This is a genomic window from Stenotrophomonas sp. MMGLT7 (assembly GCF_021168555.1).
GTDB lineage: Bacteria > Pseudomonadota > Gammaproteobacteria > Xanthomonadales > Xanthomonadaceae > MMGLT7.
In genome coordinates, this window is the sequence record NZ_JAJOZS010000006.1 from 74,354 (window position 1) to 90,251 (window position 15,898).

Genomic DNA, 15,898 nt, shown 5'->3' on the forward strand with positions numbered 1-15,898 from the left:
CCATTTTCTTCGGGTGCCCAGGTCCTCTCCGACGTTGCCCGCCGTGCTGGAACGCTTCCACCCCGCGGTGGCGGGCTGGTTCGCGCGTGCGTTCGCGGCGCCCACCGCGGCGCAGGCGGCGGCGTGGCCGGCGATCGGCCGCGGCCGCCACGCGCTGGTGGCCGCGCCGACCGGCTCGGGCAAGACCCTGACCGCCTTCCTCAGCGCGATCGACGCGCTGGTGCGGCGCGGCGTGGCCGAGGGCGGGCTGCCGGACCGTACCGAGGTGGTCTACGTCTCGCCGCTGAAGGCGCTGTCCAACGACATCCGCCTCAACCTGGAGACGCCGCTGGCCGGCATCCGCGCCGAGCTGGCGGCGCTGGGCCTGGCCGATGTCGAGATCCGCACCGCCGTGCGCACCGGCGACACGCCGCAGCGCGAACGCGCGCAGGCGCGCCGGCGGCCGCCGCACATCCTGGTGACCACGCCCGAATCGCTGTACGTGCTGCTGGGCTCCGAATCCGGGCGCGAGTCGCTGCGCCATGTGCGCACGGTGATCGTCGACGAGATCCATGCGGTGGCCGGCAACAAGCGCGGCAGCCACCTGGCGCTTTCGCTGGAGCGGCTGCAGCAGCTGGCCGGGCAGCCCGTCACCCGCATCGGGCTGTCGGCCACGCAGCAGCCGATCGAGGAGGTGGCGCGCTTCCTGGTCGGCGCACCGGCGGTACGCGACGGCATGCCCGATTGCGAGATCGTCGACGTGCCGCTGCAGGGGCGTCGCGACCTGGCGCTGGTGCTGCCGCCGACGCCGCTGGGCGTGGTGATGTCCAACGACCAGTGGCAGCAGGTGTACGAGCAGGTCGCCGCGCTGGTGCGCGGGCACCGCACCACGCTGGTGTTCGTCAACACCCGGCGCATGGCCGAGCGTGCGGCGCGGCACCTGGGCGAGCTGCTGGGCAAGGACACGGTGGCCGCCCACCACGGCAGCCTGGCGCGCGATGCGCGGCTGCTGGCCGAGCAGCGGCTCAAGGCCGGCGAGCTGAAGGTGCTGGTGGCCACCGCGTCGCTGGAGCTGGGCCTGGACATCGGCGAGGTCGACCTGGTGTGCCAGCTCGGTTCGCCGCGCTCGATCTCGGCGTTCCTGCAGCGTGCCGGCCGTGCCGGCCACCATGTCGGCGGCGTGCCCAGGGCGCGGCTGTTCCCGCAGACCCGCGACGAGCTGGTCGAATGCGCGGCGCTGCTCGACTGCGTGCGCCGCGGCGAACTGGACGTGCTGCACGTCCCCGAGGCGCCCGTCGACGTGCTGGCGCAGCAGATCGTGGCCGAGGTCGCCTGCCAGGAGTGGGACGAGGACGCGCTGTACGAGCTGGTGCGCCGCGCCTGGCCCTACGCGCGGCTGCCGCGGGCCGAGTTCGACGCGGTGGTGAAGATGCTGTCCGAGGGCTTCGCCACCCGCCACGGCCAGCGTGCCGGCTTCCTGCATCGCGATGCGGTGCACCGGCGGCTGCGCGCGCGCCGCGGCGCACGCATGGCCGCGCTCACCTCCGGCGGCACCATCCCCGAGACCGGCGACTACAGCGTGGTGCTGGAGCCGCAGGCCGAGACGATCGGCACGGTCAACGAGGACTTCGCGGTGGAGAGCCTCACCGGCGACGTGTTCCAGCTCGGCAACGCCAGCTATCGCATCCTGCGGGTCGAGGCCGGGCGCATGCGCGTGGAGGATGCCAGGGGGCTGCCGCCCAACATTCCGTTCTGGATGGGCGAGGCGCCGGGGCGCAGCGATGCGCTTTCTGCCGGGCTGTCGCGGCTGCGCGAGGAAGTCGCGGCGCGGGCGCAGGCCGAGAGCCGCGACGGCGCGGATGCCTGGCTGACCGGCGTGCTCGGGCTGGACCAGGAGTCCTCGCGCCAGCTGCTCGACCACCTGCTGCGCGGCGCCGCCGAACTCGGCGCCATGCCGACCCAGCGGTGCATCGTGCTGGAGCGGTTCTTCGATGCCAGCGGCGGCATGCAGCTGGTGATCCACAGTCCCTGCGGCAGCCGCCTCAACCGCGCCTGGGGGCTGGCGCTGCGCAAGCGCTTCTGCCGCACGTTCAACTTCGAGCTGCAGGCGGCGGCGACCGAGGACGCCATCGTGCTGTCGCTGTCCACTAGCCACAGCTTCCCGCTGCAGGAGGTGGGCCGCTACCTGCATTCGTCCTCGGCCCGCGAGGTGCTGGTGCAGGCGCTGCTGGATGCGCCGCTGTTCGGCGTGCGCTGGCGCTGGAACGTCACCAATGCGCTGGCGCTGCCGCGCTTCTCCGGCGGCCACAAGGTCGCCCCGCAGCTGCAGCGGATGAGGTCCGAGGACCTGCTGGCCAGCGTGTTCCCCGAGCAGGTGGCATGCCTGGAGAACATCGTCGGCGAGCGCGAGGTGCCCGACCATCCGCTGGTGGCGCAGACGCTGCGCGACTGCCTGGACGAGGCGATGGATACCCAGGGCTGGCTGCGGCTGCTGCGCGGCATCGAGTCCGGCGAGGTGCGGGTGGAGGCGCGCGACCTGGCCGGGCCGTCGGCGCTGGCGGCCGAGGCGCTGCAGGCGCGGCCCTATGCCTTCCTCGACGACGCCCCGCTGGAGGAGCGCCGCACCCAGGCGGTGCAGGGGCGATATGCCGATCCGCAAAGCGCCGACGATCTCGGCCGCCTGGACCCGGACGCCATCGCGGCGGTGCGCGAGCAGGCGTGGCCGCAGGTGCGCGATGCCGACGAGATGCACGAGGCGTTGTCCGGACTGGGGCTGGTCGCCGCCGGCGAGGCCGCGCATGCCGCGGACTGGCCGCAATGGCTAGCGCAACTGGCCACGGACCGGCGTGCGGCCTGCCTGGTCGAGGCCGGCCAGGACGGCCTGTGGATCGCGTCCGAACGGCTGGAGCAGTTCGCGCCGCTGTACCCGCGGCGCAGCCTGCGGCCGCCGATCCAGGCGCCGGCCGACTGCGCGGTGGCGGACTGGCAGCGCGACGAGGCCGTGCGCGAGCTGCTGCGCGCACGCCTGTCCGGCCTGGGGCCGACCACCCAGCAAGCACTGGCCGCATCGCTGCAGTTGCCTCTGGACGAGATCGGCGCTGCGCTGCTGGCGCTGCAGCAGCAGGGCTACGTGATGCAGGGCCGCTTCAGCGCCGATGCGGTGCAGGACGAATGGTGCGAGCGCCACCTGCTGGCGCGCATCCACCGCTACACCCTGGGCCGGCTGCGGCGCGAGATCGAGCCGGTCAGCGCGCGCGACTATGCGCGCTTCCTGTTCGCCTGGCAGCGGCTGGACGAGGACAGCCGCTGCAGCGGCGCCGAGGCGCTGGGCAGCGTGCTGGGCCAGCTGGAGGGCTACGAGGCACCTGCCATCGCCTGGGAATCGGAACTGCTGGCCGCACGCGTGCGCGACTACCTGCCGACCTGGCTGGACGAGGAATGCACCGCGGGGCGTACGCTGTGGACACGCCTGCGGCCGGCGGCCGGCAGTGGCGGTGCCCAGGGCTCGCTGCGCTCCACGCCGATCCTGCTGCTGCCGCGGCGCAGCGCCGGCGCGTGGACGCGCCTGGCGGCGAGGGACGATGCCGGCAGCGGGGACGCGCAACCGGGGTCGCGCGCGCGCAAGGTGCTCGACTACCTGGCCGCCAACGGCGCCTGTTTCTTCGACGAGATCGCCGACGGCACCCGGCTGCTGGCGACCGAACTGGAGGACGCGCTGGCCGAACTGGTCGGCCGCGGCCGCATCCATTGCGACAGCTACAGCGGCCTGCGGGCGCTGCTGGTGCCGGCCTCGAAGCGGCCGACGGCGCAGTCGCGGCGGCGTGGGCGGCTGCCGCTGTACGGCATCCGCGACGCCGGCCGCTGGGCATTGCTGCGCGAGCCGCCGCTGGTGGCTCCGGAGCAGGCCGCAGCCCAGCGCCGCGAGGCGGTGGAGCACGTCGCCCGGGTGCTGCTGCGTCGCTATGGCGTGGTCGGCTGGCGCATCCTCGAGCGCGAGGCGGCGTGGCTGCCGCCATGGCGCGAACTGTCGCGCATCTACCACCGCCTGGAGGCACGCGGCGAGATCCGCGGCGGGCGCTTCGTCGAAGGGCTGTCCGGCGAACAGTTCGCCCTCCCGGAAGCCATCGGCCTGCTGCGCGAGACCCGCCGCAGGCCGCACGACGGCCGTCTGCTCGGCGTGGCCGCCACCGACCCGGCCAACCTGCTCGGCACCGTGCTGGCCGGCGAGCGCATCGCGCGGGTGCCGGGCAACCGCGTGCTGTACCGCGACGGCCTGCCGATCGCCTGCCGCGTGGCCGAGCGCTTCCAGCCGCTGGTGGAACTCGATGCCGGCGAGCAGGAGCGGGCGCGGCAGGCGCTGTCGGATGTCGCCGCGCACGCATTCCCCACGGCCTCGGCCAGGTCCCGCCGGTAGCCCGGGCGAGCGCAGCCGCCCGGGCCAGCCAGCCCCGGATGCGCCGCGCTCGCCCGGGCTGCGTGATTGCGTGATCGGCTGGCGAATGCCGCGGCGATGCCCGTCCGTCTCCGGCTCGACTGGATGAGCCCTGGCCCCCCATCGCGGCATCTTGCCCCCGGTACTCCGAGGCAACAAAAAAGCCCGGAAACCTGAGGTTTCCGGGCCTTGGTATTTGGTGGAGCCAGGGAGGATCGAACTCCCGACCTCGTCATTGCGAACGACGCGCTCTCCCAGCTGAGCTATGGCCCCACGGGTACTGCATGGATCTCGCACGGGCGGTGCTGGACCGCAGGGCGATCGCGGGGAAGGCAGTGCCGTCCGCCGCGAGCCGCGCATTCTACGCGCATGCGGGCGCCGGTGCCAAGAGGCCGGCGCCGCCGCCGGCTCAGCCCGGGAACGCCGGGAACTTCTGGTCCGGATGCTTGGACTTCCACTCCTTGTAGGCAGCGGTGCCTTCCCAGGCGGCGAAGGCCTTGGGGGTGCGGCCGCGCCCGGTCCAGGTCTCGCCGGAGTGCGGCAGCCAGTACTTGGGAGCGACCTCGCGGCGGGCGTCGCCGGTGGCCGCGGCCTTCCTGGGCTTGCCCTCGCCGATGACGGCGGCGATCTCGGCCTTCTGCTTGGCGCTGAAGTGCTGGCCGAAGTCGTGCAGCAGCTTCATGACCTGCGTGAAGGCATCGGTGGCTTGATGCTGGCGCAGCTCGGCCTCCTGTTCTTCGAGCTTGCGCAGTTCGGCGGCCAGCTTCGACTTGGCTTCGGCGATGGCATCCAGGTTCAATGCATTCATGTCGTTGGTGTTTCCTTGGGATGGGAAGTCGGGTTCTTGCGATGGCGAATACTTGCAGGCGGAGGTGTCTGCCGCGATGCCGCTCGAACCGTGGGAATTTACAGGAAATCGGGGTTCGGCCGCCTCTTCGGGGGCGGTAGAACCGCCCATCATCGCCGCATGCGCGCGGATTTGGCGGCCTGTTGGCAGGGCATTCATGAGCCGTTGGGGCAGCCGCTCGCCGAGCGCGGGTTCAGCCGGCGGCGACCGGCGCCAGCAGCGGCTGCAGCTTCGGTTCCAGCAGTTCGCGTCGCCACTGCCCCAGCGCCGGCGGCCAGCGGCCGCTTTCGAGCATCGCCTCCAGGTGCCGGCGCGAGGCGAGCAGGCCGTCGGGAAGCTCCAGGTCGTGGCTGCACTGCGACACGGTCTGCTGCAGGCGCTTGAGCGCGGCCTTGTTCTCGTCGCTGGCGGGCAGCGCCAGCGGCGCGTCGGCCTCGTCGGCGAGCGGGGTCTGCAGCGCCTTCCACACGGCGTCGGCGAGCTTGCGCGGGGCCTTGGGGAAGCGGTCGAACAGGCGCAGCAGGGCGTCGGGGTCGGCCGGCGGCGTGCGCGCCAGCTGCGCGGCCAGTTCGTTGTCGAGGATCCAGCTGCGCGGCCTGTCGCTGTGGCGCGCCTGCTGGTCGCGCCAGCGCAGCAGCCGCAGCAGCCGGCGCTGCGCGTCCGGTTCCATGTACTGGCCGGCACGCATGCCCAGGTGCGGCCAGCGTTCGCCCTCGTCGTTGTCCACGCCGGCGACCAGGCGCTCGCAGTCTTCCTGCAGCCATTCCAGGCGGCCGAGCGCAGCCAGGCGCCGGCTCAGCTCGTCGTGCAGCTCGAACAGGTGGACCACGTCGTCGGCGGCGTACTTCAGCTGGGCCGGCGACAGCGGACGGCGCATCCAGTCCGAGCGGGTCTCGCCCTTTTCCAAGTGCACGCCGGTGATCTCCATCACCAGCTTCTGGTAGCTCATGCCGCCGGCGATGCCGGCCAGCGCGGCGGCGATCTGGGTGTCGAACAGCGGACGCGGCAGCGCGCCGCAGGTGCACTTGAACGCCACCAGGTCTTCGCTGGCGCTGTGCATCACCTTGACGATGCCCTCGTCGGTCAGCCACGGCCGCAGCGCGTCGGCCATGCCGGGGATCAGCGGGTCGATCAGCAGGATTTCGTCGCCGACCGCCATCTGCACCAGCGCCAGTTGCGGCCAGTAGGTGCGTTCGCGGATGAATTCGGTATCCAGGCCGATGCGGGCGGGGCGCTGCTGCAGGCGCTGTTCGAGTTCGGCGGGTTGGGTGATCCAGTAAGGCACTTGGTTTCCGGTTGCGGCAGGTTTGCGTGGGCAGGCGAGAATAGCCTAACGTCGGCCCGGCCCGGCGCCCGTGAGTGCCGGCCGAGGAGGAAAGATTCTTGCGCGCGACTGGCCACCGGACCCTGGAGGCGTGGGCGGCAGCCCTGCTGGCGCTGCTGCTGTGCGCCTGCTCGCGGCCGCCCGCGGCCGGCGGCGATGACGCCGGCGAGGGGGCGTCGGCCGTGCCGCGCCGCGGTTCGCCGGTTCTGCCCAGCGTCACCATCGGCGGCCAGGACGCGGCCGAGACGGTGCAGAGCTGGCAGCCGCCACAGGTCGAACTGGACCAGGCGGAGGTGCCGCAGGCGCGCCGGCGCGCGGCGCAGGCGCTGGCCGGCGATCGCCTGTTCGAGGACGCCGACGCGGCCATACCGCTGTACCTGGGGATCCGGCGGCTGCATCCGGACGACGCCGGCGCGCGCCGCGGGTTGCAGCAGGCGCGCAGGAGGCTGGTCGAGCGCGGCGATGCGCTGCTGCGGCGGGAAATCACCGGCGAGGTGCTGCAGCAGGCGGCCATGCTGGCGCTGGTGGCGGTGTCGCTGGCGCCGGACGACGAGGCCGTGCGCGCCCTGCAGCAGCGGGTGGAAACCGCGCAGCGCGTGCTGGCGTTCAATCGCGCCGGCGAGGAGGACCTGCGCGAGGGACGGCTGGGCGAGGACGGCGACGGCGCATTGCCGAACTTCCGCGATGCGCTGGCGCTGCTGCCGCAGGACGCGCGGGCGCGGCAGGGACTGGCGGCGGCGGAGAGCGCCCTGATCGCACGCGCCGAGGCCGCTGCCCACGCCGCGGATTTCGATACGGCCCGGCGCCGGCTGGCCGAAGCGGCCGGGGTGCGCGAGGACGCGCCGGCGGTTGCCGAGGCACGCGTGCGCGTCGAGGCGATCCGCCGCGCGCAGATCGCCGCCCTGCGCGACGGCGGCCTGCGCGACCTGACCACGCCGGCAGGGCTGCGCGCCGCGCGCGAGAAGCTGGCCGAGGTGCTGCGCATCGCCGATCCGGGCGACCCGGTGGCCGCGCAGCTGCGCGAGCGCGTGGAGCTGGCGACCCACTACGGCAGCTTCCGCCCCGGCCAGGTGTTCACCGACGGCATGCGCGATGGCGGCCGCGGCCCGCAGATGATCGTGGTGCCGCACGGCGCGTTCACCATGGGCGCGGCCGACGACGAATCCGGTGCCAAGGATGCCGAGCGTCCGGCGCACTATGTCCGCTTCGAGCGCGGCTTCGCGCTGTCGATTACCGAGGTGACGGTGGAGCAGTTCCGCCGCTTCGTCGAGGCCGCCGGTGCGCGCCCGCGCGCGACCCGGCGCGGCCACTCCACGGTCTACGACGAGCGCAGCGGCAACTTCATCCGCCGCAGCGGCGTGGACTGGCAATCCGGCTACAACGGCGCCAGGGCCGCGCCCGACGATCCGGTGATGCACGTCAGCGTGCGCGACGCCGAGGCGTACGCGGCCTGGCTGTCCGAGCAGACCGGGCGCCACTACCACCTGCCCAGCGAGGCCGAGTTCGAGTACGCGCTGCGCGCCAGCAGCGACGGGCGTTACCCCTGGGGCGACGCCGCGGTGCCGCCGCCGCGGTCGGGCAACTACACCGGCAGCGAGGACGCCTCGCCCAGCGGCCGCCGCTGGAGCAATGCCTTCGCCGGCTACGGCGACGGCTACTGGGGGCCGGCACCGGCGGGCAGCTTCCGGCCCAACGCCTGGGGGCTGCACGACATCGGCGGCAACCTGAGCGAGTGGGTGGCCGACTGCTGGCACGCCAGCTATCGCCGCGCCCCTGCCGATGGCGCGGCCTGGTACAACCCGGGGTGCCGGCAGCGGGTGGTGCGCGGCGGCAGCTGGGCCAACTCGCCCGAGCAGACCCGCGCGGCCTGGCGGCTGTCGCAGGACTCGGACATGACCAGCGCACGCATCGGTTTCCGCCTGGCGCGCGGCATCTGAACGCGCGCTCCTGCGGCGCGCCGCGCCGGGATGGCAGAATGCGCCCATCCATCGGCGATGGACTCCCTCACGGCAGGCGCAAGGAGCCGCATTCATGAGCAACGATCCAGCGGGCGGTTCGCGCGGGCGCGGCGGCACGCGCCGGCCCGGGTTGTCCGGCAACGTCCGCTGGGTGGTGCTGCTGGGCTTCGCCGTCTATGCGGCGTTCTACTGGTTCTCCAACCGCAGCGAGGATCCGTACACCGGGCAGAAGGTGCTGATCGACAGTTCGCTGGACGTGGAGCAGGAGAAGGCGCTGGGCCTGCAGGCCTACCAGGAGATCCTGGCGCAGGAACGCCCGGTCGATCCGAACTCGCAGGCCGCGCAGCAGGTGCGCGCGATCGCCCAGCGCCTGATCGCCAAGACCGAGGTGGTGGAGGACGCGCTGGCCGCCGAGCACGGCACCCAGCCCCGGCACTACGCGCGCGATTTCGACTGGGACGTCAATGTCATCCAGTCCGACCAGGCCAATGCCTTCTGCCTGCCCGGCGGCAAGATGGCGGTCTATACCGGCCTGTTCCCGGTGGCGCAGAACGCCGATGCCATGGCGGTGGTGATGGGCCACGAGATCGCCCATGCGCTGCTGCGCCACGGCGCCCAGCGCATGGCGCAGCAGAAGCTGACCCAGATCGGGCAGATCGCCGGCGCCGCCAGCGGCATGGACGTGCAGCAACAGCAGATGATGATGGCGGCGATGGGCTACGGCTACCTGCTGCCGTACGCGCGCAGCCACGAGACCCAGGCCGACGAGGTCGGGCTGATGCTGGCCGCCGCGGCCTGCTTCGATCCGCAGCAGGCGATCCCACTGTGGCAGCGCATGGAAGCGGCCAGCGGCGGGCGCACCACGTCCGAGTTCGCCTCCACCCATCCCGACCCGGGCACGCGCATCCAGAACCTGCAGGCGCTGATGCCCAAGGCGATGGAGTACCGCGCCCGTTACTGCGAGCAGGCGCGTCCATGATGCCGCTGCGTGCGCGAGCCTCGTGCCGGTGAGGCTTGGAGGGGTGGAGATGACCGGGCTGTCCACCGTCGCCGGCAGCGGCATCGTCGCCGCCGATGTCGGCGGCACCTATGCTCGCCTGGGCTGGGTGTGGATGGATCCCGAGGGCCGGCCGCGGCTGCGGCACCTGCGCCGGTACGACTGCGCCGGGCATCCGGGGCTGGGGGCGATCCTGCGCGATTTCGTCGACGAGCTTGCGCGCGAACGCATCGCCGCCGGCGCGCTGGCGGCGACGGTGGCCATCGCCGGGGTGGGCGATGGCGATACCTGGATCAACGCCAACCTGCCGTGGCCGGTGTCGCGTTCGCGCACCCTGGACGAGGCCGGCCTGGCCGAACTGGAACTGGTCAACGATTTCGAGGCGCTGGCCTACGGCATCGCCTTCGCCGATCTGGGCACGCTGGTGCCGCTGGTGGGCAGCGCCGCGCCGGGTTTGCGCTGGCCGGCGCTGGTGCTGGGTCCTGGCACCGGGCTGGGGGCGGCGCTGCGCTTCGGCGACGGTGAGCGCCCGGTGCTGGCCAGCGAGGTCGGCCACGCCGCGCTGGCGGCGGGCGACACGTTCGAACTGGAGGTGCTGGGCCGGCTGCTGCAGCGCTGGCCGCACGTGGACAACGAGCGCGTGCTGTCCGGCACCGGGCTGCTCAACCTGTACCGCTGCATGTGCGAGATCCGCGGCGCGGTGCCGGCATGGACGTCCGCCGCGGCGCTGGTGCAGGCCGCCGACAGCGGGCAGGACGCGCTCGCCGCCGAGACGCTGCGCCGCTTCTGTGCGTGGCTGGGCAGCGCGGTCGGCGACATGGCGGTGACCTTCGGCGCGCGCTCGGTCTACCTGGCCGGCGGCATTTCCGGGCATATCCACCGTTGGCTGGCCGAGGGCGAGTTCGAGCGGCGCTACCGCAACAAGGGCGTGCTGGCGCCTGCCGTGGCGCAGGTGCCGGTGTGGCGGGTCGAACACGGCGAACTGGCGGTGCTCGGCGCGGCGGCGTGGCACCATCGTCGCCAGGCCGCGCGCTGACGGCCGGCCTCCTTCCCGATCACCGTTCGCAGGACCACGCATGAGCCGCAGCCGTCGCCGTTTCCTCCAGACATCGTTGTTGACGGCCGGCGCGGCCGCGCTGCCCACGGCCATCGCCCGGTCCGCGCCAGGTGGCGCACGCGTGGCCTCGACCTGGGACTTCGGCGTGGCGGCCAACCAGGCGGCATGGAAGGTACTGGCCGGCGGCGGCAGCGCGCTCGATGCGGTCGAGCAGGGCGCGCGCTGGGCCGAATCGGAACTGTGCAACAGCACCGTCGGCCGCTGCGGCTATCCCGACCGCGACGGCGTGCTGACGCTGGACGCCAGCATCATGGACGGCGACGGCCGCTGCGGCGCGGTGGCGGCGATCGAGGACATCGACCACCCGATCTCGGTGGCGCGCGCGGTGATGGAGAAGAGCCCGCACGTGCTGCTGGTGGGGCAGGGGGCGCAGCAGTTCGCGCTGCAGCAGGGCTTCCGCCGGACCCCGCTGCTCACCGACGACGCGCGCGCGGCCTGGCGCGAATGGCTCGAGACCTCGCAATACGCCCCGCAGATCAACGCCGAGCGCCGCGGCATCCCCGGCAACAGCCAGAACCATGACACCCTGGGCATGATCGCCATCGACGCACGGGGGCGGCTGGCCGGTGCCTGCACCACCAGCGGCATGGCGTGGAAGCTGCACGGCCGCGTCGGCGACAGCCCGATCGTCGGCGCCGGCCTGTACGTGGACAACGAGGTCGGCGCGGCCACCGCCTCGGGCGTGGGCGAGGAGATGATCCGCAACGCCGCCAGCTTCCTGGTGGTGGAGCTGATGCGGCAGGGCCGCTCGCCGGCGCAGGCCTGCCGCGAGGCGATCGCGCGGGTGGTGCGCAAGCGTCCTGAGGCCAGCAAGACGCTGCAGGTGTGCTTCCTGGCGATGAACACCGCCGGCGAGGTCGGCGCCTACGCGCTGCACCGCGGCTTCGTCTACGCCGTATGCGATGCGCAGCGGCAGGACGAGCTGCGCGACTCGGCCTCCGTCTACGACCGCGAGCAAGCATGAACGGCCCGGCGCGGCCGCTGCTGGAAGTGGCCGCCGGCTCGCTGGCCTCGGCACTGGCGGCGCAGGCCGGCGGTGCCGACCGGGTGGAGCTGTGCGACAACCTCGGCGAGGGCGGCACCACGCCCTCGTACGGCACCCTGGCCATCGCCCGCGACCGGCTGAAGATCCCGCTGTACGTGCTGATCCGCCCGCGCGCGGGCGATTTCCTCTATTCGCACGACGAGGCCGAGGCCATGCTGCGCGACATCGAGACCTGCGTGCAACTGGGCTGCGACGGCGTGGTGATCGGTGCGCTGCACGCCGACGGCACGCCGGACCTGCCGCTGTGCCACAAGCTGGTGTCGGCGGCGGGCACGCTCGGGGTCACCTTCCACCGCGCCTTCGATGCCTCGCGCGACCTGGCGCAGTCGCTGGAGGAGGTGATCGCGCTCGGCTGCGAGCGGGTGCTGACCTCCGGTGGCCGGGCCGACGCCTGGAGCGGCCGCGAAGCGATCGCGCAACTGGTGCGGCAGGCGCGGGGGCGCATCCGTGTGATGGCCGGGGCCGGGGTGACCCCGCTCAATGCCGTGGCGCTGGCGGCGGCGACCGGGGTGGCCGAGGTGCATGCCTCGGCCAAGAGGCCGCATGCAACGGCCATGCGCCATCTCAATCCGCACCTGGCCGGCTTGGCCGCGGACTGGAGCGAGAGCCACGAGGCCGAGGTGCGTGGACTGGTGGCCGTGCTGGCGGCGGCCGCGAAGGAGGATCGCAGGCAATGAGCGGGAAAGGCGCCAGGGCCTGGCTGCTGTTGCCGCTGCTGCTGGCGGCCGGTGGCATCGGGCCGGCGCAGCCGGTGTCGCCGCGCGCGGGCGCCGAACTGCCGCTGCTGGAGATGCCGGTGCCCGGCAGCGAGCGCCTGGTGATCCTGATGTCCGGCGACGGCGGCTGGCGCGCGCTGGTCAAGGGCATGTCGGCCGAGTTCAACCGCCAGGGAGTCTCGGTGCTGGGCTGGAACAGCCTGCGCTACTTCTGGCGCCGCAAGACCCCGGAACAGGCGGCGGCCGACCTGGCGCGGACGATCGAGGCCTACCGGCAGCGCTGGCAGGTGCGCGAGGTGGCGCTGGTGGGGTACTCGTTCGGCGCCGACGCGATGCCGTTCCTCTACAACCGCCTGCCGCCGGAGCAGCGCTCGGCGGTGCGTTTCGTCTCCCTGCTCGGGCTGGCCCCGCAGGCCGACTTCCATGCCAAGGCCGGTGGCTGGCTGGGCCTGGGCCGCAGCGACGAGCTGCCGGTGCTGCCGCAGGTCGAGCGCATGCCGGCCGCACGACTGCAATGCATCCATGGCAGGAAGGAACGCGGCAGCCTGTGCCCGCAGTTGCGCGCGCTGGGCGTGGCGGTGGTCACCGCCGAGGGCGGGCATCATTTCGACGGCGACGCGAAGGCACTGGCCAGGTACGTCGAGGATGGTTGGCGGCAGGCGCCGGCGCTGTGCGGTGAACGCAATCTTCGCCGCACCGAGACGGATTGACGAGAGACGGCATTCCCTTCTCCCGCCTGCGGGGAAGTGGCGCGCAGCGCCGGATAGGGGCGCTTTTGCTGTGGCTTTCCCATGCTCCAGGCAACCCTCATCCGCCCTTCGGGCACCTTCTCCCGCAGGCGGGAGAAGGGAGGGCTCTTCGTGGCTCAGCCCTCGCGCTTTTCCACCTTCAGTTCCAGCGCGCCTTCGGCCAGCCGCGCGTCGAGCAGTTCGCCCGTCTGCACCTGCGCCGAGGAGCGCACCAGCGCGCCGTCGGTGCGGCGGGTGAGGATGGCGTAGCCGCGCGCGACCGTCGCCAGCGGACTCACCGTTTCCAGCGAGCGCGCCAGTGCGCGCAGGCGCAGTTGCTCGCGCTGCAGTGCCCGTGCCATCGCCGCATGCGGACGCAGCGACTGCAGCCGCAGCCGCAACGCCGCCAGCCGGCTCGCCGGGGCCTGCATGCGCAGTCCGGTGCCGGCGTGCTGCACCCGCTGGCGGCGCAGTTCCAGCGTGCGCCGCCACTGCGCCAGCAGGCGCCGGCCGGCCTCGTGCTGGCGCTGGCGCAACAGCTGCAGCCGGGCCTGCGGGCTGTGCGCGTTGAGCTGCAGCGCGGCGCGGTCCAGGCGCTGCATCGCCTGCGCCAGGCGCTGCGCCTGCAACTGCACCAGCCGCTGGCGTAGGTGGCGCAGGCGCACGGCCAGGTCGCGGCGCTCGGGCACCAGCAGCTCGGCCGCGGCCGAGGGCGTGGGCGCGCGCAGGTCGGCGGCGAAGTCGGCCAGGGTGAAGTCGGTCTCGTGCCCCACCGCCGACACCACCGGCACCGTCGCCGCGGCGATGGCGCGCGCCAGCGTCTCGTCGTTGAAGGCCCACAGGTCCTCCAGCGAGCCGCCGCCGCGGGTCAGCAGGATGGCGTCGTAGCGGCCACTGGCGTCGGCGCGGCGCAGCAGCGACACGATCTGCGCCGCGGCGCTGTCGCCCTGCACCAGGGTCGGCAGCAGGTCGACTTCCAGCAGCGGGAAGCGCCGGCCCAGCACGCTGAGCACGTCGCGCACCGCCGCGCCGGTGGGCGAGGTGATCACCGCCAGCCGGCGCACGTGCGCCGGCAACGGGCGCTTGCGTTCGCTGGCGAACAGGCCCTCGGCGGCCAGTCGCGCCTTGAGTTGCTCGAACGCGCGCCGCAGCGCGCCTTCGCCGGCTTCCTCCAGGTGGTCGAGCACCATCTGGTAGTCGCCGCGCGCCTCGTACAGCGTCAGCCGCCCGCGCGCGAGCACGCGCAGGCCCTCGCGCGGCTGGAACTTCAGCCACTGGCTCTTGGGCCGGAACATCGCGCAGCGCACCTGCGCGCGGGCGTCCTTCAGGGTGAAGTACAGGTGCCCGGAGGCGGGCCGGGTGACATTGCCCAGTTCGCCCTCCACCCAGACCAGCGGGAACGCGCCTTCCAGCAGGTCGCGCGCCAGCGTGTTGAGCTGGCTGGGGGTGAGTATCCGGTCGTCGCGCTCGCTCATGGCGCGATTATCGCCTACCTCCCTTGCGCGCAGCGCAGGGGAGGGCCGGGGAGGGGGTGCTTTGGCTTTGCTTCTGGAAGCGGCGGTTCCGCATCCCGCCATCTGTTCTGCATCGCGGCTGTGATGGATCACAAGCATCGGCAACCCTCCCCAACCCTCCCCTGCGCTGCGCGCAAGGGAGGGGGACGATTCAGCAGTGTTCGTTTGCGGCGTGCCGCGCCAGCGCCCATTGCACGTGCTCGCGCACCAGCGGCGAGGCGTGCTCGCGGCGCGAGGCCAGCGCCGCCAGCACCGCCGGCGTGGTCGGGGCGTTGCCCAGCGCCACGGCGAGGTTGCGCAGCCAGCGTTCATGGCCGCTGCGGCGGATCGGGCTGCCCTCGGTGCGGCGCAGGAACTCGTCCTCCTCCCAGGCAAACAGCTCGGCCAGCGTTGCCCGGTCGAGGTCGTTGCGCGCACGGAAGTCCGGCTCGTCGGTGCGGCGGGCGAACTTGTTCCAGGGGCACACCAGCTGGCAGTCGTCGCAGCCGAAGATGCGGTTGCCGATGGCCGGGCGCAGTTGCTCGGGAATCGGGCCATCGTGCTCGATGGTGAGATAGGCGATGCAGCGCCGCGCGTCGAGCCGGTGCGGGGCGACGATGGCGGCGGTGGGACAGACGTCGATGCAGCGGGTGCAGCTACCGCAATGCGCGCTGGCCGGGGCGTCGATCGGCAGCGGCAGGTCCAGGTAGATCTCGCCGAGGAAGAACCACGAGCCGCCGTCCCTGTCGATCAGGCAGGTGTGCTTGCCGATCCAGCCCAGCCCGGCGTTGCGCGCCAGAGCGCGTTCCAGCACCGGCGCCGAATCGACGAACACGCGATGGCCGAACGGGCCGACCTCGGCCTGCACGCGCTCGGCCAGCTTCTGCAGGCGGTTGCGCATCAGCTTGTGGTAGTCGCGGCCGAGCGCGTAGCGGGCGACGTAGGCGCGCTCGCCGTCGGCCAGGGTGCCCCAGGCCTGGGCGTCGTCCTTGCGGCCGTAGTCCAGCCCCACCGAGACCACCCGCAGCGTGCCCGGGACCAGCTCGGCCGGGCGCGTGCGCTTGCTGCCGTGCTGGGCCATCCAGTGCATGGTTCCGTACAGGCCCTGCGCCAGCCAGTCGCGCAGGTGCGCCTCGTCCTCGCCCAGCTCGATGCCGGCGATGCCGCAGCGCTGGAAGCCGAGCTCGCGCGCCAGCGCGCGGATGCGCACGGCGGCGTAGGCGGGATCGAGGGCGAGGGGAACCGCGGACATGCGGGAAGTA

Annotated in this window: 11 protein-coding genes and 1 tRNA gene; 7 read left to right on the plus strand and 5 right to left on the minus strand. The window is 73.0% G+C overall.

The features are described from left to right. Window positions 1–34: 34 nt before the first annotated feature. Window positions 35–4,393 carry a DEAD/DEAH box helicase gene (locus LRX76_RS09750; protein ID WP_231804571.1) on the plus strand — a complete coding sequence of 1,453 codons (4,359 nt, stop codon included), beginning with the start codon at window positions 35–37 and terminating at the stop codon, window positions 4,391–4,393. A gap of 215 nt (window positions 4,394–4,608) precedes the next feature. On the opposite strand, the gene LRX76_RS09755 is transcribed toward LRX76_RS09750, so the two are convergent. From LRX76_RS09755 to rnd, 3 genes are all read right to left on the minus strand, one after another. Continuing rightward, window positions 4,609–4,684 (minus strand) — tRNA-Ala (locus LRX76_RS09755). A 136-nt stretch (window positions 4,685–4,820) separates the two neighbouring features. After that, entirely contained in the window at window positions 4,821–5,219 is a 399-nt protein-coding gene (locus LRX76_RS09760; protein ID WP_231804573.1) for an H-NS family nucleoid-associated regulatory protein, read from the minus strand. Window positions 5,220–5,451: 232 nt separating this feature from the next. After that, window positions 5,452–6,543 carry a ribonuclease D gene (gene rnd / locus LRX76_RS09765; protein WP_231804575.1) on the minus strand — a complete coding sequence of 364 codons (1,092 nt, stop codon included), beginning with the start codon at window positions 6,541–6,543 and terminating at the stop codon, window positions 5,452–5,454. A gap of 98 nt (window positions 6,544–6,641) precedes the next feature. Between rnd and LRX76_RS09770 the strand changes: the two genes are divergently transcribed. The 6 genes from LRX76_RS09770 (at window position 6,642) to LRX76_RS09795 (ending at window position 13,125) form a co-directional block, all read left to right on the plus strand. Then, entirely contained in the window at window positions 6,642–8,519 is a 1,878-nt protein-coding gene (locus tag LRX76_RS09770) for a formylglycine-generating enzyme family protein (protein WP_231804577.1), read from the plus strand. Window positions 8,520–8,613: 94 nt separating this feature from the next. Further along, complete coding sequence (locus LRX76_RS09775) at window positions 8,614–9,519, plus strand: M48 family metallopeptidase (protein ID WP_231804579.1); 906 nt, start codon at window positions 8,614–8,616, stop codon at window positions 9,517–9,519. Window positions 9,520–9,568: 49 nt separating this feature from the next. Next, window positions 9,569–10,573: a glucokinase gene (locus LRX76_RS09780; RefSeq protein ID WP_231804581.1), complete on the plus strand. Its 1,005-nt coding sequence runs from the start codon at window positions 9,569–9,571 to the stop codon at window positions 10,571–10,573. Between the two features lie 40 nt (window positions 10,574–10,613). Further along, a complete protein-coding gene (locus LRX76_RS09785) occupies window positions 10,614–11,618 on the plus strand; it encodes a N(4)-(beta-N-acetylglucosaminyl)-L-asparaginase (RefSeq protein ID WP_231804583.1) in 1,005 nt (334 codons plus the stop codon). Further along, window positions 11,615–12,376, plus strand: a complete 762-nt coding sequence (locus LRX76_RS09790) for a copper homeostasis protein CutC (protein ID WP_231804585.1) — start codon at window positions 11,615–11,617, stop codon at window positions 12,374–12,376. Before LRX76_RS09785 ends, LRX76_RS09790 begins: the two co-directional genes overlap by 4 nt. Then, window positions 12,373–13,125, plus strand: coding sequence for a virulence factor (locus LRX76_RS09795; RefSeq protein WP_231804587.1), 753 nt, complete (start codon window positions 12,373–12,375; stop codon window positions 13,123–13,125). Before LRX76_RS09790 ends, LRX76_RS09795 begins: the two co-directional genes overlap by 4 nt. A gap of 155 nt (window positions 13,126–13,280) precedes the next feature. Here the strand turns inward: LRX76_RS09795 and xseA are convergent, their stop codons facing one another. Together xseA and queG are read right to left on the minus strand one after the other, a co-directional pair. Then, the gene (gene xseA / locus LRX76_RS09800) at window positions 13,281–14,618 is read right to left on the minus strand and encodes an exodeoxyribonuclease VII large subunit (protein ID WP_231804589.1); all 1,338 of its coding nucleotides are present in this window, start codon (window positions 14,616–14,618) and stop codon (window positions 13,281–13,283) included. Window positions 14,619–14,808: 190 nt separating this feature from the next. Further along, the gene (gene queG / locus LRX76_RS09805) at window positions 14,809–15,888 is read right to left on the minus strand and encodes a tRNA epoxyqueuosine(34) reductase QueG (RefSeq protein ID WP_231804591.1); all 1,080 of its coding nucleotides are present in this window, start codon (window positions 15,886–15,888) and stop codon (window positions 14,809–14,811) included. Between the last annotated feature and the right edge of the window lie 10 nt (window positions 15,889–15,898).

Bases quoted from the DNA above. Each gene is read 5' to 3' on its own strand.
- LRX76_RS09760 (WP_231804573.1), bottom strand. From the start codon at position 5,219: ATGAATGCATTGAACCTGGATGCCATCGCCGAAGCCAAGTCGAAGCTG.
- LRX76_RS09775 (WP_231804579.1), top strand. From the start codon at position 8,614: ATGAGCAACGATCCAGCGGGCGGTTCGCGCGGGCGCGGCGGCACGCGC.
- LRX76_RS09780 (WP_231804581.1), top strand. From the start codon at position 9,569: ATGACCGGGCTGTCCACCGTCGCCGGCAGCGGCATCGTCGCCGCCGAT.
- LRX76_RS09785 (WP_231804583.1), top strand. From the start codon at position 10,614: ATGAGCCGCAGCCGTCGCCGTTTCCTCCAGACATCGTTGTTGACGGCC.
- LRX76_RS09790 (WP_231804585.1), top strand. From the start codon at position 11,615: ATGAACGGCCCGGCGCGGCCGCTGCTGGAAGTGGCCGCCGGCTCGCTG.
- LRX76_RS09795 (WP_231804587.1), top strand. From the start codon at position 12,373: ATGAGCGGGAAAGGCGCCAGGGCCTGGCTGCTGTTGCCGCTGCTGCTG.
- xseA (WP_231804589.1), bottom strand. From the start codon at position 14,618: ATGAGCGAGCGCGACGACCGGATACTCACCCCCAGCCAGCTCAACACG.
- queG (WP_231804591.1), bottom strand. From the start codon at position 15,888: ATGTCCGCGGTTCCCCTCGCCCTCGATCCCGCCTACGCCGCCGTGCGC.